Source organism: Pseudomonadales bacterium (genome assembly GCA_041395945.1).
GTDB lineage: Bacteria > Pseudomonadota > Gammaproteobacteria > Pseudomonadales > Azotimanducaceae > SZUA-309.
In genome coordinates this window covers 1,811,565-1,836,037 of record JAWKZN010000001.1, presented here as the reverse complement: position 1 = coordinate 1,836,037, position 24,473 = coordinate 1,811,565, and the positions used below count along the sequence as shown (strand labels likewise).

Sequence of the window (24,473 nt, the reverse complement as noted above, 5' to 3'; positions counted from 1 at the left end):
CTTGCCAGTAGCGCCTGGACTTCGCTACTGTACCGACCGGACGGTTTACCTGTAACGTCCCAAGCCAATTGCCGGAGACATCGGATGAACGCCAGAAACAAGCGCGCGGCCATTCTCGCTGCCGCCGCAGGCATCGTCAAAACCGCCGGTGCCGGACATCTGACCATGGATGCCGTGGCGGCCGCAGCCTCCCTGTCCAAGGGTGGGGTGCTCTATCACTTTCCTTCGAAGCAGGCGCTGCTCGAAGGCATGCTGGAACGCCTGCTCGAGGAGATCACAGCCCGGGCCGACGCCTATCAGAAGAATCATCCGGAGGCACTCAATGCCCGACTGATGGGCCGTATCATCGGCGAATACGATCAGCAACCCGTCGAGCGCGCCATGTCCCGCGCGTTTCTGGCCGCAGCAGCGGAGGATCCGGGTCTGCTCGCCCCCGCCAGAGAAGCGGCGAGCGTTGCCTTCGAGGAGGCGGCTGCCGGATGTGCGCCAAAGGAAATGGGCTGGACCCTGCTGCTCGCCACGGAAGGTCTGCGTTTTCTCGAGATGTTCGATCTGCTGCCCCTCTCGCTCGCCGAGCGCGACCAGGTCCACCAGCATCTGCTGAACCTGGCGAAGGACCATGCGGCTTGAGAGCGCTGGCTGCCGTTCTCTGTGTGCTGCTGGCCGGCTGTGAAAGACCCGAACCGCCGGTTGCCGATCAGGCTGTGCGCCCGGCGAAACTGTTCCAGGTGAGTGCGAAGCGGGAGACGGTCGTTCATCAGTTCGTCGGTCGTCTCGACGCCGCCCAGACCCTGGATGTGTCCTTCGAAATCGACGGGGCGCTGTTGCTTCTGCCCATTCGCGAAGGTGAAGCCATCGCCAGAGGCGCCCTGGTGGCGGCACTGGATCCCCGGGATTTCGAACTCGCGGTGCAGGAGGCCCAGGTGCAGCTGCGACTGGCTACCCAGGACATGCAGCGCAAGCAGACGCTGCTGCGCGAGCGCGGCATCGCCCAGTCCGTGGTCGACGATGCCGAGGCCCAGTTTGAACTGGCTCAGGTGCGGCTATCCCAGGCCAGGGAACGGCTGGCGAAGAGTCGGATCACAGCACCTTTTGACGCCTATGTGGCCCGCCGCTATGTGGACAATCGAACCCGGATCCGGGTGGGCGACAAAATCGCAAGGCTCTCTGATCTCAATGAACTGAAGGTGATCGCCAGTGTGAGCGAACAGCTCATCGCCACTGTGACTCCGGAGGCGGTGGTCTCCCTGACCGCGCGCTTCGACTTCCTGCCCGAGCGGCTCTTTCCCCTGACTTTCCTGGAGCGCAGCGGCGAAGCCAACCCGGTGGCGCAGACTTACGAGGTTACCTTCTCCATGCCGCGCCCGGGCGATGTCAACCTGCTGCCGGGCATGACGGCCCAGGTACGGGTCGAACTGCAGGGAGAGCGTCCGGGAGCGGGGATCGTGATCCCCACCACGGCGCTGCAGAGTGCGCCGGATGGCAGTTTCTTCGTCTGGGTTTTTGATCCGGTAAGCAGTCAGGTCAGCCGGCGTACCGTCACCGTTGGTCATCCCGGTGCAGAGGGTGTTGAAATCTCCACCGGTCTCGCCGACGGCGAGCTGATCGTGGCGGCGGGTGCCAGCCAGCTCCAGGACGGCATGCAGGTTCGCAGAATGGGCGAACCGGTCACCCGGATCTAGCGGGGCAGATTGCATGGTGAATGTCGCCCGCATTTCCATAGAACATCCCCTCTATCCCTGGATGATCATCCTCGCCTGTCTGCTCGGTGGCCTGTGGGGTATCGACAGCGTCGGCCGCCTCGAGGATCCCAAATTTCCCTTGAAGCATGCCTATGTGATCACCCCCTACGCCGGTGCGTCTGCCCTGGAAACCGAGCAGGAGGTCACCGATGTGATCGAGGCGGCGCTGCAGGAACTGCCCTATATCAAACGCCTCACCTCGAAGTCACTTGCCGGACGCTCGGAAGTTCAGGTCGAAGTACAGGAACAGTACGGCGAGGATGAAGTGCAGCAGATCTGGGACGAGCTGCGCCGCCGTGTATCAGAAGCCGCGCTGCGGCTGCCTCCCGGTGCCGGTACCCCACTGGTCGAAGACGATTTCGGCGACGTGTACGGAATTGTTTACGCCGTTGCCACACCCGGTTACCGGGAGAGTGAGATCCGGGATATGGCGCGCTTTCTGGAAACCGGTCTTAACACGGTGCCCCACGTGGCCAAGGTCAGCACGGCGGGTGTGCCGGAAGAAGCGCTCTTCGTGGAACTGGACCATGAACGCCGGGTGCGACTCGGGCTGCCTCTGGATGCGCTGTTTCAGGGAATCGGTGCAGAAAACCAGGTGTTGCCCGCAGGATCGGTGGAGTTTGGCGGGCGACGTCTGCGGATAGCGCCGGAGCTCGCTTTCGACAGCGTCGCCGCGGTGGGCGACATGCGGGTTGGTCGGCCCGGCAGCGTGGAGTTTGTGCGCCTGGCCGAGATTGCCACCATCACCCGGGAAGCGGTGGAACAGCCGTCACAGATCATCCGGCATCAGGGCGAGCGGGTGTTCACTGTGGGAGTATCCGTGGTGGACGACGAAAACGTGGTGGAAGTCGGGCAGGCGGTGGATGCCCGCATGCGCGCCCTTGTCGATCAGCTCCCCATCGGTGTGAACTATGCATCCATCTACTCTCAGCACCAGGTGGTGCAGCACTCGCTGAGCGAATTCCTGATCAATCTCGGCCTGTCTGTGCTCACCGTGGTGGCAGCGCTCTGTGTCTTCATGGGCTGGCGTGCCGGGACCGTGGTGGGCAGCGTGCTGCTGCTCACCGTGCTGGGCACGCTGTGCATCATGGCTTTCGCCGGTATCGAACTGCAGCGGATCTCCCTCGGTGCACTCATGATCGCCATGGGCATGCTGGTGGACAACGCCATCGTGGTGGCGGAAGGCATGGTGACCGGCGTGCAGCGCGGCTATTCACCGAAGGAGGCGGCCGCACAGTCGGTGCACCGGACCCAGTTTCCCCTGCTGGGCGCCACCATTATCGGCATCGCCGCCTTCGGGCCCATCGGACTTGCAGACGACAATCCGGGGCATTTCCTGCGCTCCCTGTTTCAGGTGGTCGCCATTTCGCTGCTGCTCAGCTGGGTGCTGGCGGTTACCGTCGGACCCCTGCTCGGCAGTTATCTGCTCAAGGTGGAAAAAGGCAGCAGTGAGCGGGTGCTCTACAGCGGCTGGGGCTATGCGCCTTATCGTCGTCTGATCGGTTTTTCGCTGCGCCACGCCTGGCTGGCGACCCTGGTGCTGGTGACCATTACGTTCAGCTGTCTGTGGGGTTTTGGTTATGTGAAGCAGGGATTCTTTCCCACCACCAACTCGCCGCTGATTTTTGTCGACCTGCGTCTGCCGCAGGGCACGGACATTCTCGCCACGGTGGCCGAGATAGAGCGGCTCGAACCGATGCTCGCAGCGGATCCCGAAGTGATCTCGATCTCGAGTTTCATCGGCGCAGGCGCCACCCGCTTCGCCTCCATGGTGCGTCCCGAACAGCCGAACCCCGCCTATGCACAGTTGGTGATCCGGATCGCGGACTTCAATACGATCGATGCGGACATGGCGCGGGTGCTGGCCCTGCTGCAGGCGGAAAGTATCGATGCGGAGATCACCGTGCGACGCTCCGAGTTCACCCCCAGCGGGACCTCGAAAATCGAGGCGCGTTTTTCCGGTCCGGATGTCGATCAGTTGCGCACGCTGGCCGATCGCGCGCTGGGTGTGTATCTCGCCCACGATCTCATCGATCGGAAAACGGACTGGCGCCAGCGGGAGATTGCCCTGGTGCCGCGCTTTGATGAAGCTCGCGCCAGGCAGGTGGGGGTGAGTCGGGGGGATCTCGCCCAGGGCCTCGCTTACGCCACCACGGGGGTGCGCATCGGCCTGTTCCGGGAAGGTGAGAATCTGCTGCCCATCGTTGCCCGTGCCCCCTTCAAAGAGCGCGTCACCCTGCAGGGAGTCAGCAACCGGCAGGTGTGGAGCCAGTTCCAGCAGACCTATGTGCCGCTCGCCCAGGTGATTTCAGGAATCGAGCTCGAGGCTGAAGACAGCATGATATTCCGGCGCGAGCGCACCCGCACCATTGCAGCGCAAGCCAACCCGCCGGCAGGTCACAATGCGAATCGGGTGTTCAATCAGGTCCGTGCAGAGGTCGAGGCAATACCGCTGCCCCCCGGTTACGCGCTGGAGTGGGGCGGGGAGTTCGAAGCCAATCGCGATGCAATGGTCACGCTGAACAGTCGGATTCCGACCGCTCTCGCCATCATGCTGCTGGTGACCGTGCTTATGTTCGGCCGAATCAAACAGCCGCTGGTGATCTGGCTGACGGTGCCCATGATCGTCTGTGGGGTGGTGGTGAGTCTGCTCGCCACGGATCTGGCGTTCACGTTTCCATCGTTTCTGGGATTCCTCAGTCTCTCGGGCATGCTGATCAAGAACTGCATCGTGCTGGTGGATGAGATCGACAAACGCCTCGACGAAGGGGAGTGGACGCTGGCGACGGTGGTGGAGGCGAGTGTGAGTCGACTGCGCCCGGTGATGCTCGCGGCGGGTACCACCATCGCCGGAATGTCACCCCTGCTGCGGGACGCCTTCTTCAAGGAGATGGCCGTATGCATCATGGGCGGGCTGGCTTTCGCCACCCTGCTGACCCTGGTGGCGGTGCCGGTGTTTTATCGGATCGCGATGGGGAAACGCTTGCGGACGGGCGAACTCACGCAGCCCTGATGCTGACCCGGTGACCACAGCGGACCGCAAAGGCCACCAGAGAATCCAGCCGGAAAGATTCGAAATCGCCTCTCACCAGAAGGCTGACCCGCGGCTGACTGATATTGAGAAGCTCAGCCACCTCGCGCTGTTTGAGTTCACGCTTTCTGATCGTCTTTGTGATGACGTCGATCAGCTCCGAACGAAGTTTGTAGATTTCCCGCTTTACCGGATCATCCTCAATGGCGTCCCAGACGCTTTGAAATTTCTGTCCGCTCATGTCAACTCCCGGAATGCGCGAAGAAACGTCTGAAGGGTATGACCCGTGAACACAATCGACCGCATGGAATATACGTTTAGATATATATCTAGGCAAGCGCGAAGTTCACAGATTGTCAGGCAGGAAGGTGTTGAAGCAGCCGAAAGGCACCCTGCAGTGCCTCACAGATTGACGACTTAAGAGTGCGGAAATCGGCTAGTGGATCTCCGCCGCATCCCCCCAGGCTTTGCGCAGGCGTTCGATATTGAACCCCGGTTCCCGGGCGGCAGTGATGATGACCCGCTCCCGTCGTGCGATGGCGGCCGCGGCATCGGGGACCGCTTCGGCCACCTCCCAGGGAATCACCACCGCACCATGCTGATCGGCGTGGATGAGGTCGCCGTCGGCGACGCGCATGCCGGACACGGTCACGGTGCGGCCGAAATCCACCGGATGCACGAAGGCGTGAGACGGACCGACCCGGTCGGCCAGCATCTGAAAGCCTTCGGCGATGTCGGGCAGGTCGCGCACGCTGCCGTCGGTGATCACACCCAGACAGCCGAGACCTTTGTGCACGTTCGAGTTCACCTCGCCCCACCAGGAACCGTAACCGCGCTGGGGGCCGTCCAGATCCTGGATCACCATGATGGCGGGGGTGGCGCCCGCACCGACGTAAGCGTAGTAGGCGTCCTGCATGGCGCGGGATTCGGCACCGCCGAGATCGCTCGGGTGGGCGGCGCGGATGCTGGCGGTGCGGGCAACACCGACCATGGGTGGCAGAGCGGGTCGTGTGCAGACCAGTGGCTGCACGGTATATCCATAACCGCGACGTTTCGGGGCCACCACTTCGAGGGCGTTGCACACGGTGGGGGTATCGAGTTTCAGCAGTGCGGCACGCAGGGCGTCTGTCAGCTTGTTCATTTCTTCAGCAGCTCCTGTAGACCGCGGGTAATCTCTTCGGCATTGTCCTGACGGATCCATTCCAGACACAGGGCCTTAATGGCCATCGCAACCGCCACCGGTTCATCGAAGGTGAGGTGATGGTAGGTGCCGGGAATCTTGAAGATGGGCAGCTTGCCGCCGGTGATCTTTGCCATGTAGTCGGCGTGAAAGGCACCGTCGTCGGCGCTGTCTTCGCCAAGGACGACCGCGGAACGGCACTGGAATCCTGCAAACTTGTCGCGCTGGTCGATGCCCATTTCGAGATGGTCGAAAAGGCCCGGATCGAACTTCCAGGTCCAGCCGCCTTCGACCTGACGCAGGCTGCGTTCGGCGATGTAGTCGCGCACCGCCGGATGCTTCACCGGTTGCTCGGGCACGTAGCGGAAGCGGCCCAGGGCGACGTTCTTGTCTTCGTACACGCGGGTTTTGCGCGCGGGTTCCACACCTTCGCGCTCCGCACGTCGACCCCATTCCACATACTGCTCGGGGGGTGCCACGGTGAAATCGAGGAAGATTACCCCGCCCAGGTCTTTACCATAGCGATGACCGGTCTCCAGCACCGTGAAGCCGCCGAAACTGTGGCCCGCAACAAAGGGCCGCACACCCAGTTCGGCCCTGGCGCAGACTGCATGTACTTCTTTCGCAAGCACCTCCCCGCTGTATTTTTCGCGCCAGCCGCTGTCGCCGTTGCCTGAAGAATCCAGCGCCACCACCCGGAACTGATCCGCGAGAAAGGGCGCCACGAAGCGCCACCACTCAAGGTGGGCGTTGCTGCCGTGTACCAGGGCGATGCCCGGCTTGCCGATCTCACCCCAGGTTTCGTAGTGGACGTTCACTCCGTCGACCTGCACGTCGCCGGGTTCGGAAGGGGTCTTGAGAGCGCGTTCGAACCAGAAGGGCGGAAAGCTGGTCTCGGTCATGTCGGGAAAGGTCCAGTCAGCAGGAAGCGGGCGAGGATAGCACAGCGTTCGATCGTTTCAGGATCAGCCCGGGACTTGCAAGATCCGGGATCCGGGTAGTGCGCGGATCATTTCGGCTTGAGACGATTCCGGTAGCGCAGAAACGCATCCGACTTCGCAAATTCTGGAAAATCGCTGGCGATCTCCCGCAACAGTTCGAGCCCGGTGGCGCTGTCACCCAGTCGCTCAATGCAGACCCGGGCACGGCGAAAGCGGGCTTCCGCAATCAGATCGTCGTCCGGGTAGGCCTGCGCAAAATCCTCGAGCAGCTGATTCACCAGCCCGGCATCTTCACGGCCCGCCGCGCGGGTGAGGTCCAGGAGGGTGGCGCCATCGAGCGGCCGGAACCGCGGCTCGCGTTCCACACACCACTTCAGCAGCGCCCAGGCCTTGCGCCGCTCACCCCGGGCGGCGGCGCGGTGCAGGTACTGCAGGGCGTGTTCGAGGGTCAGCCGCTGATCCTGAAAGCTGGTCAACCGCTCGTGGATGATTGGATCCAGGGTCTCGGCGTTGTCACCGATATAGGCCTCCAGTCGCGACACCGCATCGGCGAGGTGGCCGCCCTGACAGAAGCGATGCAGTTCGTGGAAGAAGGTATCCAGCGCTTTCGCTTCGGCCATCAGGTCCCGGGCGCGGGTCTGCTCGGGACTTTTCTTCGTTTCCAGATAAAGGAAGTTGCGCCGGGCATACAGCAGGTGGCCGGTGAGCAGATTGCCGAGCAGAAACAGGTAGCCGGCGCCAGACAGCAGAAACACATTGCTGGACCAGATGGTCGCATAGGCGAACGCACCCATGCTCGAACTGATGCACAGTACGGCGGCGGGGAAGTAGAGGCCCAGCCCGAGCAGCAGGCGGGCGAGCACCGCGGGGCGGAAAGCGGCGAAAAAGGATTCTTCCAGACACACCCCGAGCCAGGCGAGGGGAAAGGCAGCGACCAGGATCAGCAGCAGGGGTGAATCGAGTTCGGGACCGTTGATTCGCAGAGCGATAAACACCACCACATAGAGGGTGCAGAGTTTGAAGGCGAGACTGTTGCGGAAGGGGTTCAGATCGGTGGCGTTGTCGATGCGCTCGTCCGCCAGCCCCTGGGCGGTGTGCAGCAGCAGCTTCTGGGCATACAGGGAGAGGGCGGCGGCGGTCGCATACCACAGGGGCAGACCCAGGCTGACCACCAGCGCCATCTGCAGAGGTTCGTCGATGAACATCGAGTGCACGAAACCAACCAGCAGTGCATAGGCGCCGATCAGCACCAGGCCGGTGGTCTGCAGCGGCAGCGCCAGCGTGCGAACAAGACTCAAGAGAATGCCGGTGTCAGGCGGACCGGCTCTGCTCACCGATCTTCCGGGTTGATCACGGGTGCCAGCAGCCAGTCCGCGTCCCGTGCAAAGCGTTGCCAGACTTTCAGAAATTTCCGGTGCTGTTTTGCGACAGTCGCCTGCTCGGATCGAATCAGTTTTCTGAAGGCACACTTTTCGACGGGACCCGGATTCCGGCTGCGACGATAGGCACGCAATGCAGCCGCAGCAACCCCGGCATCCTGATGTGCACCCAGCAGAGCCTGCAGTTTGCCGAGTCGCTCGCTGACGGGTGCCAGCTGCTCCGTCATGGCACAGTTGATGAGTTCCAGCCGATAGCGGAGCTTCTTCAGATCGATTCTCAACCGGTGCAGCTTATCTGGTGGCGAGTTGCGATCGATGCGATTGCCGCGCCTGAGCAGGCGCTCGAGGGGTGGCTCGATCAGCGCCGCGGACACGGCGCGAATCGATGTGGTGTCGAGGTTTGACTCGGCAGTAAAAGACTCCGCAAGGCGATCGAGGCTGCTGGCAAGCTGGCCGAAACGATCGCTGCCCAGTGCCGCGCGCACACGAGCGTGTGCCAGGCGTCGCCTGCGGTGCAGGTGGGCGGCATAGGTGTTGAGTGCAGGCCCTGCCGATTTCGCAAGTCGCCCGCGGACACCGTCCAGCCACTCGAGATGCACATCCAGATCCCGCAGTGGACCCAGTTGCCGGGTGAGCCAGCGCAGCTCTGCGATGAGCGGCTGCACCTGCCGCGGTGGTACTACAGCTTCCATCGCGGCCAGGGTCGAGCGCAGCCTGCGGCAGGCCACCCGCAGCTGATGCACGCCCTCCGGATGCAGGGACTCCCAGGCATGGGCTTCCCACAGCCACAGTGCTTCCCGGTTGTGGTCGAGGTGGGCGCGACACAGGCTGAGCCAGGTATCGTCCGGTGAGAATGCCGGCAGCGGACGCGGCGCGCCGATACAGCCGATGGCCAGACGTCCCCGTTGAAACTTACTGACCCGGGCGGGATAGAGCCTGGATTGATCTGCCAGCACCAGGCCGAGGTCCTTGAGCATGCGTTCCGGACCCTGGCGCAGCTCGAACTCGAATTCGGTAAAGCTCAGCGGCCGATCTGCCGCGACCCGCACCTGATCCATGCTGAGTTCCACCAGGGCACGCGGGTACTCGGCCTGGTTGGTCAGGGCAATGCGGGTGCGCTGATTGTGCAGGGCGAAGGTGGGCTGCAGTCTGCCGAGGTCGATGCCCAGGGTGTCGAGCAGCTCGCGGACCTGACCGCGCTCGAGGGCCAGGGAGAGCGCGACAGAGAACGCATCCGGCGCTGCATCGGTCGGATTGCCCGGCAGCGCAGCCTGGCCACTGACGGTCTGCTCGAGTTCGGTGCGCTCGAAAAAGCCGCTGGACCCGCCGCCCAGGCGCTTGGCAGTCACTGTGCGCGGTCTGCCGGGACGCTCGCGCCAGCGCAGCGACCAGCCGGCCTTCAGGGCAGCACCCTCCGGGGTATCGAAGTAGACATCCCGGACAGCTTCGTTACCCTGGGGTCGAACCAGGTAACCGGCCCGGAACAGAGCCTCGGACAGACGCCGCAATGACGACCGCGGTTTTCTCCCGTCTTCGAGCAGGTACTTGGCTTCGATCTCTTCCATAGCCCGAGGGAGTATATCGGTAGCAGCCATGAACATTCGCGCAGACCTCAGTCAGCCCGCCCGGCTCACCCCGGATGAATGGATCTGGGTGGATTCGCCCCAGCCCGGGGTAGCCCGGGTTATGCTCGACCGGGTGGGAGATGAGGTTGCGGTGGCCACCAGCTTCGTGCGCTACGCGCCCGGATCGCGGTTTGAAGGCCACGAACACGCTCTGGGGGAAGAATTCATCGTGTTGCAGGGGGAGTTCGGCGACGAACACGGCCGCTATCCGGCCGGCAGCTACCTGCGCAATCCACCCGGATCCCGCCATGTGCCCTACAGTGAGCCCGGCTGCCTGATCTGGGTGAAACTGCGGCAGTTCGATCCCGCCGATCAGCGCCAGTGCATGCTGAGCCTGGATACTCCGATCCCCGATGAGGGTGACCGGCACACCACGCTGCACGCCCATGGCCATGAAGTGGTGGAAGAAATCGTCGCCGCCCCCGGCGCGCGCATCGAGTTCGCCCCGGTCGAGTGCCCGCGTGAGGTGCTGGTCTTCGAAGGGGTGGTGGGTGAGGGCGAGGTCAGTTACCCCGCCTGGTCCTGGTTGCGCAACCCCGCCGGCCAGCCGCTGGTGCTCGAGGTGGAATCCCCCGTGCGCCTGTTCACCAAAACCCGCGCCCTCTATGAGCCGGTCAATCGTGCCAGATACGCTGCATCTGGAGGAAGGTAAAGGAAGCAGACCAGGTGATCAGCGCCAGACCCGCGAGCGCCTCGGTGCTGGTGATCATGCGGATCGGGCCTACCGGCACCAGATCGCCGAAGCCCACCGTGGTGTAGACCATGGCCGAGTAGTAGAGGAAGTCGAAATCCCCGGTGATGCCCACAATGCCGCCAAGTTCGAGCACATTGACCGCCACCCAGTAACCGGCCCCGAAGATCCAGATTTCCACGATATGCGCGGCCAGCGACGAGTACACGGTGACCAGGATCAGCCAGCGGTGCCGGCCCGGGGAGTGGGTGCGTCTGCTGAGCACTCGGAGGGTCTCATAGTGGACGGTCACGCAGAGCGCGATCAGGAAGACCGAGAGGAGGGTGGCGACGGCGTAATCCATGGCCGCCATGGTAGCGATTCAGGCGCACCCCCGATATGATGCGCGGCCGGGCGCAAGGCACCCGACCAGGCGCTGCGCAATTGACACCTCGGGGACGGCGGGTAAGATACGCCCCCTCAACCTGCCCGGGGTGTTTAGCTCAGTTGGGAGAGCGACGGCCTTACAAGCCGTAGGTCGCAGGTTCGACCCCTGCAACACCCACCAGCCTTGCAGGTCGAGACTACGGAGCGGTAGTTCAGTTGGTTAGAATATCGGCCTGTCACGCCGAGGGTCGCGGGTTCGAATCCCGTCCGCTCCGCCATCTATTCAGGCTCTACCCGATTAATGGGGGATGGGCCGTTGTTCACTAAACCCGGTTGATGATGCCATCCCAGCCGCAGTGGGTTAAGACCCGCAGCCGGTAGTTCTCAAAGTTTCTGAACCCGTAGGCTCTTCTCGACATCATTTCCATCTTGGTGTGGAAGCCCTCGGTGATGCCGTTGCTGCGCGTGAATCGCCACATGGCGACGATGGGTGCAAGCCATGAGGTGAGTGTTTTTGCGAGCCGGTGGAGCGGACTGACGTGGAGCTGCTCAATCAGCGTAAGGAACTCGGGCAACGTGCTTCTGGCTTTCCTGGCGTTCAGTGCTTTCAGCAGCAGGAGGCGGTTCAGCCGCTGCTTGGCATCGTACAGCGCCTTGAGCACGGGCCATTCTCCGAGATAGCTTCTGAGGTTGTCGCGCTGCTCATCGGACAGATACCACTCGTGCCGACGCATCAGACTCAGTAATCCGCGGTTGCTTCGACCCTCGGGATCCTGTTGTTGCCAGACCTTGAGAAAGTGCTGGTTTACCAGCCGGATTACATGGAAGCGATCGGCGACGATCGTGGCCTGGGGAAGTACCGGCGGGCAATGCTGCGGTAGGTCTCGGACAGATCCATGACGATGACCTTTACCTGATCCCGGCCCGGTAAACGCCTCAGATAGCGTCTTAAGCTCGGTTCAGAGCGTCCGAGTGCCACGTCGAAGACTTTGTGGTTCTTCAGATCCACAAAGCTTGTTGCATACCCTCGTCGGCGGGTGAAGAAGTGTTCATCGATACCCAATACCCGTGGACAGGGGCGGTTCGACATCTCAGAGCACCGTTGCCGACAATGGCTCTGATACCAGCGCTCGACGGTTGCCGCACTGATGCCGTGGGTGCGCGTGATCTTGCGCTGAGTGACGCCGCCATCATGCGCTTCGAACACCTCGAGCCGAAACGCTTCCGACGCTCTGAAGCGCGGCCGAACGCCCTTGAACCGGTGGCAGAAATAGCGCCCGCACTGTGGGCAGTGGTACTTGGGCGACTTCAGGTGCAAGGTCATCACCTGGTTACCCTGACGCGTGTGCTTGAGGGTTCGTTGACGGGTCGCCTTGATCCTCACCCCCTCGTGCTCGCAATGAATGCACGAGGGGCGTCTGGTAGGCCGGGCATAGACCTTGATGCCCTGGTCCCGATCAACCTTCTCGATCTCAAGGTCAGATATGCCTAATATGACTCCTGCGTGGGACATCGGTGGTATCTCCATTAAACGATCTTCGCAAAATCAGTTTAATGAACACCGGTGTCCCCCATTAACGATGAAGAGCCTCTATTCATTCTCTTTTATGTGGGTCCCGGTAGGTTCTTTAGAACCTGCCGTTCTTTCAAAGGGTTAGCGCGGTCGTTGCGCCGATAGCGGGGTCTCACTCCTCCGAACGTCGGCCAACTTGGTACCAGTGCCGTGCAGTTCTCAGTTGGAGCAGCGCGAGGTCCCGATTGATCGAAAATCAGCATCGGCGGAGCATCACGCCCGGGGTCTTGGTTTGATCTGACTGCATGGTCGCAAGGTAATCGTCAGCGGAGTCGTCTCCGAATGTCTCCCTGTTGAGCAAGAGCGGTCGGAAGCGTTTCGAACTGGGAAGCGCTATGGGGAACGGTCATCCGGCTACGGTGCCTTCGTTCCGTCGATGGCTCTCGCGGCCGCATCAAACGTATACACACCGTCCAGATGTTCCGACGTGATCTGCGCCACGAATCTCGCCTTGTTGACGATCAATGCATCGGCGAAATCCGCGTTCTTGCGCTTGCCGCCGACCTTCACACGCTCAGCAATGCGGTAGTCGTGCAACGCCCGCCAAACGGTTGGTGCATCCTCGAATCGAATGTTTGGCTCGCGGAACAGGCCTTCAACGACCGTGATCAGGTCGTCCTTGCTCGCCCGGTACTTCGGCCCCTTCAGGGTCCACAGCGCCTCGACGAGCACCACATCCGTCACCAGCACCAGCGCCGAACCCTGAATTATGCGGCGCGCCTTCGCCTCCCGGGCGGGCTCATCCTGCAGCACGTAGCGCAGGAGCACGTTGGTATCGACAGCGATCACTCCGCCAGGGCGCGCTGCCGGGATTGCTCGTCGGTGATCCTGCTGTCGCCACGCAAATGTCTTATCACACCTTTGGCCGCTCCGGTCTCCTTCTTCACCACCGTGATCTGTCCCCGGTAGACGTACATCTCCACCATGTCTCCAGGCGCAATATCGACTTCCTCGCACAGATCGATCGGAAGCGTGATCTGGCGTTTGCTGCTGACCTTTGGCATATCTTTACCCATGTATATACGGTAAAGATCATACTGAGCTCGTCGCGAGTGTCAACCAGCCAATGTCGGCGCCACCCATCCGACCGCGACGACACTGATCTCAACTCACGCTATAAGCCGCGCCGGCTACTGAAGACAGCAGCGTTTGTACTTTTTCCCGCTTCCACAGGGGCACGGGTCGTTCCTCCCCACGCGCGGCCGGTCTCGGCGCGCCGGCACCTGAGGGACAGAGCGTTCCGCTAGCCACTTCGCATGAATGGCGCGTACGTTCGGTGCAATCGAGTCGCGAATTCTCTCGACCTCCGCTTTGTCGCTCAGCGCATGCCCGTGCCAATTCGTCTCTTCTGTGAACGCGCGAATGGGCGCGAGCAGGTCCGCGATTTCCTGCCCGCCAGCACGCCATTCTTTCTCGGCTAGGCGAACGCCACGCACATAGCCTTCGCACCACTCGTCGACGATGGTGACGGCTCGGTCTTCTAACTTCCGTTCGTAAAACATGGGTTCGAAGGCTTCCGGGGTCTCCACCAGCATCCCGGCAATGCTGTTCGAGTGCTGCATCAGTAGCGACATGAACCGCTGAAACTCGTCGGCACTATTCCAGACGGGCTCGAAGTCACCCCACATCGCTGGAAGCCAACGTGAGGGGACCAAGACGACTGGGCCGCTCACGACGGCGGTGAGAAAACCGTCCAGTTCGGGGATGTCCAGGATGCCCTCATCGAGACCCTCTGTGTCCGCATCGTCGTCGATGCGATTCAGGAGGACTTCTCCGAGCCAGTCCAACTGATAGCTGGCTAAGGGTTCATGCGGAATCACGGTCGCTCCGCGTTGGCGCTAGCTTCGCTCTTGTTGACTGCAACATTGCTGAGATTATGGCTGAGTTGACCTGATGGCCATCGTAGCAGCGGTAGCAACGATGGGGGTTGCTAGTTCGAGTACGTTGCGCTCCGCCATTCAGTCATTCTCTTTCGTGTGGGGCCGCAGGACACGCTGAAAGTCCACTCCCAGGGCTCGAATCTATCGGGGCTCACCGACACGGTCGCCGGGACCATGGAGGCGGTCTGCAGATTGGCTGTAGATTTCCTGAAGGTCCCAAATGTCGGTGCGGAAGGAGGTAGCGGGCATCGTGCCGAGGCGGTTTCGGCGCCTACGCGCCGAACCCAATCCTGCTTGTATCATCGTTCTGTGTGGCCAGGCTCGGTAGTACGCTCTCGATTCTGTATGCTTCGCAACGGATGCGCGTCATGGATATGGAATGTTGAAAATGCAAAGGTGCCGCATGATGCGGCAGGCCTGCGGGTACATTGGAGCCGTCGTGATCTGGCTGGCAATCCTTCCGGTCGCTCCTGCCGCCCGGGCGGCGGCCTATGGGATTGTCGACACCGATGTCGTGGGTGGGGTCACGCTCCTGAAGACGCGACATGAGGATACGTTCGCGTCGGTGGCCGTGGCGCGGGGCCTCGGCTGGCGGGAGCTGATCGATGCCAATCCCGGGGTAGACCCGTGGCTACCCGGTGAAGGAACCGCCATCGATCTGCCTACCGGCTACGTGCTGCCCTCCGGTGTCCGGGAGGGTGTGGTGATCAACGTGGCCGAGTTCCGCCTCTACTACTTTCCGCCGGGTGGCCGCACGGTGATCACCTTTCCGGTGGGCCTGGGGCGGCTGGACTTTCCGACCCCAATTGTCGAGACACGGGTGACGAGCGTGATTCCCAACCCTGCCTGGATGCCGGGCCCCACAGCGCGTCGCGAGCATGCCGAGCGCGGTGATCCGCTGCCGGCCGTTGTGCCGCCCGGGCCCGACAACCCCATGGGCAGCATGGCGATCGCCCTGGGAATTCCCAGCTATTTCATTCACGGCACCAATCAGCCGTTTGCCGTAGGTCAGACCGCCAGTCTCGGCTGCATCCGCATGTACAACCAGCACGTGGAGGCGCTTGCGGAAATGATGCGCCCTGACGTGCCCGTACGGATCGTCAACGAACCCTACAAGGTTGGCTGGCGTTACGGGGAACTCTATGCCGAGGTTCACCCTGACGTTTACGGCACGGCTCCACCCGGCGAGTTGCAGCGCCGGATCGAAGCCGCCGCCGGCGACCAGCTGGCGACTGTCAATTGGGCGCTGGTGCAGTATCTGCTGGATCAGCCCACCGGGATTCCCGTCCCGGTTCAGCATCCCGGAGATGAGCGGGTGGTCGAGCGCACGACCGCCCAGGTCGTGCCGGGATCTTAGACGTCGTGCCAATGTTCGGCGCTGAGATGTCCCGGCTGATACCGACCCTGGATTACAGCGCCGTCAGCTTGCCGATTCGCTCATCGTCTGCGCCGAGATAGCCGATCAGTGTCGCCTGTACAAGCTCCTTCTGCAGCGTGCCGGCACGCGCCATTTCTTCCAGATCGGCCCAGTCCCTGGTGCGATTGAAGAAGGCTTTGAACACCGCCAGGTCGAAGCAGGAAAGGAATGGCAGTGACTTTCCTGCAATCGTTTCCCAGCGGACGCGGGACTCAATGCCAGCATGAAACCCGGTCGAGTTCAGAAAGAGGTCGAGCGGCGTTTTGTCCCACCAGACGCGCGCCTGACCGTCGCGTTTCAGGATCTCTCGGTCTTTCCGGGTCACCTTCACGTCTGCCGGTAGGGCATCCACTGCCTTCTGCCAGTCGCCTGCCGGGATGAGCAGGTTTACATCGATGTCGATGGTGCCCCGGGCGCGTTCCGTACACCAGGCCAGGGCCAGAGCACCGCCGAATGCGTGGGGAATGTCCTGCTGGTGCAGGCGTTCATGCAGATGGATGATCTTTTCAACAAGATTATCCACGGGGGAAAACCGGTAGATCGAGATATCTTGATGCCTTTGCTGGAAACTGGGCGGCGAGTTGCAGCACAGATTCCAGTTCGTCTCCTCTTGGAATGCCGTCCTTTTCTCTGATTCGAGGCTGGAGCTGAACGTCTACGGCGTTGCCGCAGGCCTCCAGGATTCTGATATAGGTGACGACAGATGGGACTTTCCGGCCACGCTCATAGGCAGAAAGCGTTGCGTGGGAGGTACTCGCTCGCCGGGCGAGATCCCGGAGAGATAGCCCGGCCTCTGCTCTTGCCTGTGCGAGCAGGGCGGCGGTCGAATGCACGTGACTTGATGCAGCCATACCGCATGGTATCCGATTGGATAACGGGTTTCAAAGGCGATAGGGGCGTGTCAGATCGCGGGCGAACCCGGGTACACAGGACTCATTGCAGATCTCTGATACCAGGTCCAGATTTGCCCGCTGCAGGCCCCTAGAAATACTCGGCTGAAGTTCTGTCGATCGCGGCGAGCAGTTCAGCTTCAGTACGACCCGTCTGCAACAGGATCAGCCGATCAACACCGAGGTCCTCGTATTCCCGAATGAGTGACGCAGTGACCGGTGCTCGCGGAGTAATACTGATCTCGAGCTTCCCCAGTGTTTCGGGTCGTTCAGATTTCTGAGCTGCTTCTTTTAATCCCGCTACTGAACTGGCAGCCGTCTGCACATCCATCGCGAACCCATACCAGCCCTGGCTGAGTTCAACTGCGCGTCTGAAAGCAGCGGCACTGGCTCCGCCCATGACTATAGGCGGCCCACCCACCTGTACGGGCCGGGGCCGGCTTTGAATTCCCTTGAAATTTACAAAGCGACCTGCGAATGCCGGGTTGTCTGCAGTCCACAGTTCCCGCATTGCCCGGATGTATTCTTCCGTACGTGCTCCCCTTTCGGTGAATTCGACACCGAGTGCATCAAACTCTGCCTTCAGATATCCCGCCCCCACACCCAGGATCAAACGACCATTAGACAGACAGTCGACGCTTGCCATCTCTTTGGCCAGTACCACCGCATTGCGTTGCGCCAAAAGTGTTATACCGGTTGCGAGTCTGATCGTTGATGTGACTCCTGCGATATAGGCCAGCGATGTCGACGGGTGAATCATCGGCGTCAACGGAGGTGCAGGCGATGGGGGTACCTGCGGGTCCGGCAGCACAACGTGTTCAGCCGTCCACAGGGACTCGAAACCGGCCTGTTCGGCCCTGACAGATACATTCTTCATGACCGACGGATCCGCACAGATACCGTTGTTGATGCCGAACAGAGCAAATTTCATACGCGCCTCCAATCCTGATTAATTGCCATAGGGTGGCTGAGACATAGTAGTGAGGTGCTCGATCTTTCGCTCACTGAATGCTTCTGTTCCATTGCACTGAGCATGACCGATACCCACCCGCATCGACATGCAGGTTCCCGCCCGGTCAGCCGCCAGCCGGCCAGTCGATGAGAAACGCACCGCGTAACTCACCCACCGCGAAACCCGTGGCCTGGTCATCGGGGTAGTGCTGCTGCACGGCCGCATGGACCTCCGGGGCCAGTGTCTGCCCATGGCACAGGGCGCACATAGGCTGCAGCACGATGGCCTTCATGAAGCGCGCGCTGCCGTCATCGTTTACCTGAAAATACTCTACGGGCATTGCGGAACCGGCACTGATCTGCTGGCGGAAATCCTCGAGCACGGCCCGAGCTTCTTCGTCAGGGGCATTATCGGGATTGCGCACCCGCAGCGCCGTACGGCTAACCTGGGCGCCGCTTGCAGCACTCTGCCTGGCGGCAATGACCGGCGCGACCTCACTGCACACGCCGATGGCGTTGAGCGGCCCGCCCGCAGCCAGCGCTGCCTGCAACTTTCCGCCGAGCTGCTGCTGGAACGCTTCAGCAATCTCCCGGGACTCCGTGAGCCGCTGATCGTCAGCGATGGCCGGGGTGGCTGCAGTACCCAGTACAGCGGCGAGCAGAATTGCTTTTTTCACCTTTCAGACTCCTCTATGTGCGCTCGCCGGTCGCGGTGGGGAAATGCGGAATTCGACATTCCGTACTGCAGGCGATCATACCTTTTCCCGTGCACGATCGTTCTGTCCTGGTCACGGCTTTGGGGGGATGACCAGCCAATCATGGTCGAAACGGAAAAAAAGCGCATCAATGTGCCGTCTCTGTGCTTTTGAAAATCACACCAGTGGCTGTTCGTAGGGCGCTGCAGGGTGAGACCGCCTTTCACACCACGCTTTGACAGGGCTTTATCCCGGGTAGTGAAGGCAGGGGAACAAAGTTTTAAACTCGGCGAAAAGATCAAAGGGGCTGCTATGAGTGAGCATGTGAAATACATCGACAGGACCCGGGATTACTACCTATCTCAGGGATACCAGAAGCCATATCAGTGGGCGCACTTCGACGAGATTCCCTTCGCGCCGCTGGCGAAGCCGCTGGCGGAGTGCCGTGCCGTACTCGTGTCCACCAGCGATGTCGGGGTGCGGGCGGCGGATGGGAAAGGCCGGGAGAAGGGCAAGGATCACCAGATCGGCAGCGTCTACAGTCTTGCCACGGACACGCCTCCGGAAAGGCTGTTCAGTCGTCAGGAGCATTACGATAAATACGCTACTCATCTCGATGACGTGAATTCCTACTTTCCGGTCTCGCGACTCATGGAGAAGGTAGCGGAAGGACGACTCGGCAGCTTCGCGCCGCGCTGCCATGGTGTGTACACCGCTTACAGTCAGCGACAGACCAGCGAGCAGGATGCGCCTGAAGTGCTGCGGAGGTGTCGTGAGGATGGTGTCGACGTCGCCATCCTCACACCTGTCTGACCTGTCTGCCACCAGACCGTGAGTCTGGTCGCTCGACATCTCGAAGCTAACGGTATTCCAACCGTGGTGATTGCGACCGCGCGGGACATTGTGGAGAACTGCGGTGTGCCCCGACTTGTCTTTGTCGATTTTCCGCTGGGCAATCCCTGCGGTGTTCCCTTCGATACGGGGATGCAGTCCCGGATCGTCGAGCTGGCGCTCAATCTCCTGGAGACTGCCGATAAACCGGGTTCGACAATCGTAGCGCCGTTTGAATGGCCCCAGGGTGACCACTGGAAGGCGACCATATTCACCGCGGAGCAGCCGTTTCTGGAAGGCGAGGCCTATGACAACTGGATGGCGGCCAAGGCGCGCTACCGGCGCCTGAAAGAAGAAGGTAAGGCCTGATCACCATGGCACGCGAAATCATTGTTTACACCACACCGCTGTGTGCGCCTTGCGAGAGTTTGAAGCGAATTCTGAGCACGGAAGGCATACCGTTTATTGTGAAGGATCTCATGGTCGATGAAGCTGCCGCATCGCTCGTTGAGCGCCACGGTATCCGTACCGTACCAGCGCTTGGGATTGATGGCAGGATCTATGCGGGCGATGACCTGCGCCCCGATCGGCTGGTGGCGCTGCTCGATTTCTGAACAGCCGGCACCCGAGGTTATCGGGTGTCCCGCGAACTGAGGTTGAGTGTCTCCAGATTCGGATCGGCCGCGATTTCAGCTTCTTCAAAGGGCAGCCGGATCCATTTGCCTTCGGCGTACAGTCGGGTCATGTCCGCGTAGTGTGGCGAGTCCGGTTCCGGGCTCTGGGAATAGGTTACGATCGCCCGGGGGTCCAGTTTGCCGTCTTCATCCCAGGAAATGACCTGCATATAGCTGTTGCCGTGGCGTATGGGCGAGTAACCGACCTCCGGCGCAAGCTCCGCAATGATCATGCTCCACATGCCCGCCCAGCCTTCGCCGCCGGGTACCGGGATACGATCGCCGTTGCGCTCGGCAAACTGGATGTCTCCCAGACGCGCGTCCAGGGCGATACCGGCTTCCTGCAGCGTCACCTGGGCAGATGCGAGTGATTCAAGCAGCGCGCCTCTGACCACCGCATTCTCGACCGCAATACCCCGCGGCGTACCGACTGGATCGCTCGAGTCGAACGGCACCCTGAAAACGTTTTCGATGTTCTGTGCCGTGCGCCAGAACTCACGCCACACATGGCCGCCACGGCTGTCCACCGTCATACGCCGATCCCAGGCGGCGAGGGCGTTGCAGGCCGGCTTCACGTCCACGATGCGCTCATCCAGCTGCACCGGTTCGAGATCCGCAGCGCAGATCTGCAGCACATCATCCAGCAGCAGTTCGGCACCGAAGTTGCGCTGGCTTCCGAGCATGGCCTGCATCTCCTCCGGCCCGATCTTCCCCGCTGAGACTGCTTCGGCGATGAAGGTGAGACCGGCTCGAGTGCGCAGGCTTCTGGCTGTGCGTTCGCTGCCGATGATCGGTGAGTAGCCTTCGAGCGGCGCCTTCGGGTTCGATAACCAGTAGCTGTCGTTGGAGTTTGCGACATAGTCGGTCCGAACCAGCCGCGGCATCTCTTCGGCAGGCAGCGCACCCGGTACGGCGGAGCGATCATCGTCGCGCCATGCGCAATCCGGTCTTGCGCCATCGAGTACCACCTCCCGGGCGGGCAGAGCGGCCAGCGCTACGCGACATCTTTCCAGCAGTGCGGTGTCCACGCCTGGCGTGACACTGATATCGCCATAAAACGCTTTGCCGTGCCGGTCCGCGGCGATGGTGTTGGTCCAGGACACGCCCTGGTTGCTGATTGCCGCTTCCACTTCCGCCACTGAGGTCGCTTTGTTGAGCGCATCGTACGTAACGCCGGATTGCCGGTTGTTCAGGTTCGCATCGCGAACCGCGTAGGCTTTCTGGTGGTTCCACGGCAGTGTTGCCGATTCCACGATCGGGCCGTAGTGACTGAAGTACACGTGTGCTCCGCAGTGATCGGCTTACCTGCTTCGTTTCGGGTGGTCACGGGTACCGCGACTGCCTCGATCCGTCGATAGCCATCACCGAAGCGATACTGCATCGGATCTTCCGGATGCAGGCTCAGCTCATAAAAGGTGGAGCGCAGGGCGGTCGATACCGTATGGCTCCAGGCGATGTCCCGGTTGAAGCCGATGGAAACCCGGGAGGTGGTCAGCAGGCTCACACCCATCACATCGAGTTCACCGGGGATGGTGGTGTGAATCAGATGAAATCGGGAAGAACCATGCCACGGGTAGTGGGGATTGCCGAACAGCAGGCCGCGGCCGGATTTCGTCAGGTCGCCGCCAAGGGCGACTGCGTTGGAGCCATAGCCTGCCGGCAGGGAAAAATCCGTGGTAAATGCGCTTGCTGCGTTCATGCCGTCGTCGAACGGCGGCGCAGCTGCCGCGATCTCTTTCTGCAGCCGGCCCAGCCCATAGCGGATGCCCACACCGGTTGTCAGCCTGGCGATATCGAGATCTGTCATCGGCCGCACCCAGGGCTCGCCCTGACAGCTTGCAGGCAGAGCGTCCTGATGATCTTCAAGGTAGCGGTTGTAACCGGCTACGTAGCCGCTGGTGAAATCTGCTGCCTGGGGCGACTGATCGGCCATGAAGCCCGACAGTTCCTTGTCTGTGAGAACGGCGTTGTAAAAGACATCGCTTTCGAGATTGCCGTCCTCCGCGCCGAAGTGGTTCGAAAGGCCTCCGTTTACCATCACCAGATCGCGGGCGATCACGCAGATGGCATCCCGGGCTGTGGCGTAGGCAAATCCGTAGCCGAGTCCCTTCCAGTCTTCCGCCTGCACGTGAGGCACGCCGTAGCTGGTCCAGCGGATGGTCGCTTTATAGCCGGGGTCGGCTGCTGCCTGATCGGTATTTACAGCACCTGCAGGCTGACTGGACTCCTGTGAGCAGGCGCTGACTGCCAGCGTGACCAGAAGGCTCAGGCAGATAGCGGTTGCAAGGTTCATCGGCTTCCCTCCAGATTGTTCCGCCCCGCAATACTACCGCTTTTCAGTCGGGCGCCAGGGAAACTGCGCGGCGTTGATACCTGATCAGAGTTTCCCTGGTGGACCTGATTGTGCAGTGCATTGCGCTGCGTGCTTCGGGCTGCGCCCGATCGCAGCAACCTGATCCTCGATCCAGGTTCTGGCTTCCTCCATGACCTCCCGGCTGGTGCGCCCCTGCGTGGCGATCGGTTCGCCGATGATCACAGTGATGGTGCCGGGATACTTCAGCAGACTTCTGCCTGGCCAGCAGGTGCCGGCATTGTGCGCAACCGGCACCACCGGCACACCGGCAGAGCAGGCGATATCCGCGCCGCTTCTGGCGTAGCGACCGCTCTGGCCCGGCGCCATGCGGGTGCCCTCGGGGAACACGAGGAGGTTATTGCCGTCCTTGAGTCGCGCTTTGCCGAGGCTCTTGACCCGCTTCAGGGCCTGGACCGGGTTGCTGCGATCAATGGCCACAGGGCGGAGCAGCGCCAGCCCCCAGCCGAAGAACGGAATCCGCAGCAGCTCTTTTTTGAGGATGGTGCTGGCCGGTCCGAAGTAGTACTGCAGGAAAACGGTTTCCCAGGTGCTCTGATGATTCGAAAGGATCACGCAGGGCTCTGCGGTGAATGGCCGCTTCCCCACGACCCGGTAATGGACCCCGCAACAGAAGCCGGCCCACCATACGACGAAACGATTCCAGAGCATGATGATGTTGTAGCCCCAGCGATACGGCAGGGGCCAAAGCAACAGGCTGACGGTACCGGTGATGATGCCGGTAGCGATCCAGACAGGCAGAAAAAGGTATGAACGTAGCAACAGCATGTCAGCGCGCCTGGTCCTATTCTGAGTCGCTGGAGTGGTCTGCGATGTGATTCCGATTAAACAGTCGTCACATAAAAGCACCATCGCGCTGGCAGCGGGGACCCGGGTGTCTGTTGCCCGCCAAGGTCAGAGACCGAGAATCGGCACACCGGACAGATATTCGTGGAAGTAGGCCACCACGGCGGTCAGCGCCACACCGATGGCGACCAGTAGTACGTCCTTCTGCACGGGTACCGGCTCAGGCTTACTCCACTTTCCGTCCCGCGCGCTGATCGTGAAGATCGAGAGCAGCGCCCAGAGTGCCAAGCCTCCAAAGAGGATGGTCGAGCGGTTGTCACCATTGGCGAGCAGGTGCGCCAGCCCCCATACCACCACGCCGGTCAGCATGGGATGGCGCACATAGCGCTTGAGGTTGGTCGGCGCGTTCGCCGCACCCATCATTACAAAGCCGATCGCCACGAGCCCTGCGACTATCATAGGGCTGCCTGCGAGCGGCGCTGCATACCAAATGTCGACAGGAGCCGAGCGCCAGCCGAACACCATGAGCAGAATCGCGATAACCAGATCGAGTGCGAAGAATCCTTTGTAGGGACCTTCTCCCACTTTCTCAACGAGGCCTTTCCGTACCCTGGGCATGAGTGAGGGAATCAGATGGACGAACGCCCACAACAGAACACCGATGATCAGTAGGGTCACTTTGAACGCCTCGTTGCCTGCCAGGGAGCAACTAAACCAGACCGTCCTGCAGAAGGCCAGCCCGGACGAAAATAGCCGGGGCCCGTCATCCCGTGCCTGAATCGCGAGCCGAAGAGGGCTGTGGATAATCTATGAAGCGCGCGACTTGCCGGGAATCAGCTTGATCCACTCGACTTCCAGTACAAACTCTCCGTCCCGTCTGTCTGCGATCAGGAAGCCGATGCTGGTGATGTCGGCTGGTTTCACAGGCGGACGATCGAGCTTGCGCCCGCGCCAGCTGGGCTGAAATGTCGAAAAGGGAAGGTCGATGATCTCCCATTCTCCTTTTCGGGTCGGAAAGTCCGCCATGTACGCGTAATCCGACCCTGCTGTCACAAGCCGAAACCTGTAGGTGCGCCCGTCTCCACGCACTCTCAGCTTCAATCCATCGTGTGATCCTATATGGAGTTGCTGAGGATCTGTGCGAATGGAGGCGAAACCTCCCCCATTGGTATTGATCTCACCACGGAACACAAGACGGCCGTCGGTTATCGAGAACTCACCGCTCGATTGCCCGCCCATCACGTCGTCGTTGACTGCTGTCCAGACGAAATCGGTCTGTGGTGAGTGGAAATCTGCCAGGGTTTTCAGTTCCTTCACATCGGCTTCTGCCATCTGGGACAAACTCAGTAACACCGTAAAAAATAAATGCACCATCAACTGATGCTCGCAAGTACTGCGTGAAGAAGCAATTAATACGGCTGAGATTGCAGCCCTGCGATTCACGGGTGCT

General features: G+C 61.3%; 26 protein-coding genes, 2 tRNA genes and 1 pseudogene. 10 read left to right on the top strand and 19 right to left on the bottom strand.

Going from position 1 to position 24,473, the window contains the following annotated elements; all coding sequences use genetic code 11:
* The first annotated feature begins 84 nt into the window (after positions 1-84).
* The 3 genes from R3E82_08655 to R3E82_08645 are packed head-to-tail and all read left to right on the top strand — an operon-like array spanning position 85 to position 4,755.
* The gene (locus tag R3E82_08655) at positions 85-630 is read left to right on the top strand and encodes a TetR/AcrR family transcriptional regulator (protein ID MEZ5550942.1); all 546 of its coding nucleotides are present in this window, start codon (positions 85-87) and stop codon (positions 628-630) included.
* Positions 627-1,682: an efflux RND transporter periplasmic adaptor subunit gene (locus tag R3E82_08650; protein ID MEZ5550941.1), complete on the top strand. Its 1,056-nt coding sequence runs from the start codon at positions 627-629 to the stop codon at positions 1,680-1,682. The genes R3E82_08655 and R3E82_08650 overlap by 4 nt, the downstream gene beginning before the upstream one ends.
* 13 nt (positions 1,683-1,695) lie before the next feature.
* A complete protein-coding gene (locus tag R3E82_08645; protein MEZ5550940.1) occupies positions 1,696-4,755 on the top strand; it encodes an efflux RND transporter permease subunit in 3,060 nt (1,019 codons plus the stop codon).
* On the opposite strand, the gene R3E82_08640 is transcribed toward R3E82_08645, so the two are convergent.
* From R3E82_08640 to R3E82_08620, 5 genes are all read right to left on the bottom strand, one after another.
* The gene (locus R3E82_08640; GenBank protein MEZ5550939.1) at positions 4,742-5,014 is read right to left on the bottom strand and encodes an XRE family transcriptional regulator; all 273 of its coding nucleotides are present in this window, start codon (positions 5,012-5,014) and stop codon (positions 4,742-4,744) included. The two genes, R3E82_08645 and R3E82_08640, sit on opposite strands and share 14 nt — an antisense overlap.
* A 195-nt stretch (positions 5,015-5,209) precedes the next feature.
* Positions 5,210-5,914, bottom strand: a complete 705-nt coding sequence (locus R3E82_08635) for a hypothetical protein (protein MEZ5550938.1) — start codon at positions 5,912-5,914, stop codon at positions 5,210-5,212.
* Complete coding sequence (locus tag R3E82_08630) at positions 5,911-6,855, bottom strand: alpha/beta hydrolase (GenBank protein MEZ5550937.1); 945 nt, start codon at positions 6,853-6,855, stop codon at positions 5,911-5,913. The genes R3E82_08635 and R3E82_08630 overlap by 4 nt, the downstream gene beginning before the upstream one ends.
* 107 nt (positions 6,856-6,962) lie before the next feature.
* On the bottom strand, positions 6,963-8,228 hold the full coding sequence (locus R3E82_08625; GenBank protein ID MEZ5550936.1) for a hypothetical protein: 1,266 nt from the start codon (positions 8,226-8,228) through the stop codon (positions 6,963-6,965).
* Positions 8,225-9,868 (bottom strand): CHAD domain-containing protein, encoded by a 1,644-nt coding sequence (locus tag R3E82_08620; protein MEZ5550935.1) that lies wholly within the window; start codon positions 9,866-9,868, stop codon positions 8,225-8,227. The genes R3E82_08625 and R3E82_08620 overlap by 4 nt, the downstream gene beginning before the upstream one ends.
* On the opposite strand from R3E82_08620, the gene R3E82_08615 reads away from it, so the two are divergent.
* The gene (locus tag R3E82_08615; protein MEZ5550934.1) at positions 9,867-10,550 is read left to right on the top strand and encodes a cupin domain-containing protein; all 684 of its coding nucleotides are present in this window, start codon (positions 9,867-9,869) and stop codon (positions 10,548-10,550) included. The genes R3E82_08620 and R3E82_08615 overlap by 2 nt on opposite strands.
* Here R3E82_08615 and R3E82_08610 read toward each other — a convergent pair.
* A complete protein-coding gene (locus tag R3E82_08610; protein MEZ5550933.1) occupies positions 10,513-10,941 on the bottom strand; it encodes a potassium channel family protein in 429 nt (142 codons plus the stop codon). The two genes, R3E82_08615 and R3E82_08610, sit on opposite strands and share 38 nt — an antisense overlap.
* Positions 10,942-11,060: 119 nt before the next feature.
* Here R3E82_08610 and R3E82_08605 point away from each other — a divergent pair.
* Both R3E82_08605 and R3E82_08600 read left to right on the top strand, forming a co-directional pair.
* Positions 11,061-11,136: transfer RNA gene (locus tag R3E82_08605), tRNA-Val, on the top strand.
* Positions 11,137-11,156: 20 nt separating this feature from the next.
* A tRNA-Asp gene (locus tag R3E82_08600) sits at positions 11,157-11,233 on the top strand.
* A 45-nt stretch (positions 11,234-11,278) separates the two neighbouring features.
* Here R3E82_08600 and R3E82_08595 read toward each other — a convergent pair.
* From R3E82_08595 to R3E82_08580, 4 genes and pseudogenes are all read right to left on the bottom strand, one after another.
* Positions 11,279-12,468: pseudogene (locus R3E82_08595) on the bottom strand (ISL3 family transposase).
* A gap of 414 nt (positions 12,469-12,882) precedes the next feature.
* Positions 12,883-13,317, bottom strand: a complete 435-nt coding sequence (locus R3E82_08590) for a PIN domain-containing protein (GenBank protein ID MEZ5550932.1) — start codon at positions 13,315-13,317, stop codon at positions 12,883-12,885.
* Positions 13,314-13,532 (bottom strand): AbrB/MazE/SpoVT family DNA-binding domain-containing protein, encoded by a 219-nt coding sequence (locus R3E82_08585; GenBank protein ID MEZ5550931.1) that lies wholly within the window; start codon positions 13,530-13,532, stop codon positions 13,314-13,316. The genes R3E82_08590 and R3E82_08585 overlap by 4 nt, the downstream gene beginning before the upstream one ends.
* A gap of 126 nt (positions 13,533-13,658) precedes the next feature.
* Complete coding sequence (locus R3E82_08580) at positions 13,659-14,348, bottom strand: UPF0149 family protein (protein MEZ5550930.1); 690 nt, start codon at positions 14,346-14,348, stop codon at positions 13,659-13,661.
* Positions 14,349-14,847: 499 nt separating this feature from the next.
* Between R3E82_08580 and R3E82_08575 the strand changes: the two genes are divergently transcribed.
* Positions 14,848-15,765 carry a L,D-transpeptidase family protein gene (locus R3E82_08575; protein ID MEZ5550929.1) on the top strand — a complete coding sequence of 306 codons (918 nt, stop codon included), beginning with the start codon at positions 14,848-14,850 and terminating at the stop codon, positions 15,763-15,765.
* Positions 15,766-15,817: 52 nt separating this feature from the next.
* Here R3E82_08575 and R3E82_08570 read toward each other — a convergent pair whose 3' ends face one another.
* The 4 genes from R3E82_08570 to R3E82_08555 form a co-directional block, all read right to left on the bottom strand.
* Positions 15,818-16,348 (bottom strand): hypothetical protein, encoded by a 531-nt coding sequence (locus R3E82_08570; GenBank protein ID MEZ5550928.1) that lies wholly within the window; start codon positions 16,346-16,348, stop codon positions 15,818-15,820.
* Complete coding sequence (locus R3E82_08565) at positions 16,341-16,676, bottom strand: helix-turn-helix transcriptional regulator (GenBank protein ID MEZ5550927.1); 336 nt, start codon at positions 16,674-16,676, stop codon at positions 16,341-16,343. The genes R3E82_08570 and R3E82_08565 overlap by 8 nt, the downstream gene beginning before the upstream one ends.
* A 130-nt stretch (positions 16,677-16,806) precedes the next feature.
* Positions 16,807-17,646, bottom strand: coding sequence for an LLM class F420-dependent oxidoreductase (locus R3E82_08560; protein ID MEZ5550926.1), 840 nt, complete (start codon positions 17,644-17,646; stop codon positions 16,807-16,809).
* Between the two features lie 145 nt (positions 17,647-17,791).
* The gene (locus R3E82_08555) at positions 17,792-18,343 is read right to left on the bottom strand and encodes a DUF3365 domain-containing protein (protein MEZ5550925.1); all 552 of its coding nucleotides are present in this window, start codon (positions 18,341-18,343) and stop codon (positions 17,792-17,794) included.
* A gap of 330 nt (positions 18,344-18,673) precedes the next feature.
* Here R3E82_08555 and R3E82_08550 point away from each other — a divergent pair, with 330 nt between their 5' ends.
* From R3E82_08550 to R3E82_08540, 3 genes are read left to right on the top strand one after another with little or no spacing between them, the layout of a single operon-like run.
* On the top strand, positions 18,674-19,174 hold the full coding sequence (locus R3E82_08550) for a hypothetical protein (protein ID MEZ5550924.1): 501 nt from the start codon (positions 18,674-18,676) through the stop codon (positions 19,172-19,174).
* An 18-nt stretch (positions 19,175-19,192) separates the two neighbouring features.
* The gene (locus R3E82_08545) at positions 19,193-19,561 is read left to right on the top strand and encodes a hypothetical protein (GenBank protein ID MEZ5550923.1); all 369 of its coding nucleotides are present in this window, start codon (positions 19,193-19,195) and stop codon (positions 19,559-19,561) included.
* A 5-nt stretch (positions 19,562-19,566) separates the two neighbouring features.
* The gene (locus R3E82_08540) at positions 19,567-19,806 is read left to right on the top strand and encodes a glutaredoxin family protein (GenBank protein ID MEZ5550922.1); all 240 of its coding nucleotides are present in this window, start codon (positions 19,567-19,569) and stop codon (positions 19,804-19,806) included.
* Positions 19,807-19,823: 17 nt separating this feature from the next.
* Here the strand turns inward: R3E82_08540 and R3E82_08535 are convergent, their stop codons facing one another.
* From R3E82_08535 to R3E82_08515, 5 genes are all read right to left on the bottom strand, one after another.
* Positions 19,824-21,146 carry a penicillin acylase family protein gene (locus tag R3E82_08535; protein ID MEZ5550921.1) on the bottom strand — a complete coding sequence of 441 codons (1,323 nt, stop codon included), beginning with the start codon at positions 21,144-21,146 and terminating at the stop codon, positions 19,824-19,826.
* Entirely contained in the window at positions 21,056-22,159 is a 1,104-nt protein-coding gene (locus R3E82_08530) for a penicillin acylase family protein (protein ID MEZ5550920.1), read from the bottom strand. The genes R3E82_08535 and R3E82_08530 overlap by 91 nt, the downstream gene beginning before the upstream one ends.
* An 84-nt stretch (positions 22,160-22,243) precedes the next feature.
* Positions 22,244-23,005 (bottom strand): lysophospholipid acyltransferase family protein, encoded by a 762-nt coding sequence (locus R3E82_08525; GenBank protein MEZ5550919.1) that lies wholly within the window; start codon positions 23,003-23,005, stop codon positions 22,244-22,246.
* A gap of 126 nt (positions 23,006-23,131) precedes the next feature.
* Entirely contained in the window at positions 23,132-23,701 is a 570-nt protein-coding gene (locus R3E82_08520) for an NnrU family protein (GenBank protein MEZ5550918.1), read from the bottom strand.
* Positions 23,702-23,830: 129 nt separating this feature from the next.
* On the bottom strand, positions 23,831-24,466 hold the full coding sequence (locus R3E82_08515) for a CIA30 family protein (protein MEZ5550917.1): 636 nt from the start codon (positions 24,464-24,466) through the stop codon (positions 23,831-23,833).
* Positions 24,467-24,473 lie beyond the last annotated feature (7 nt).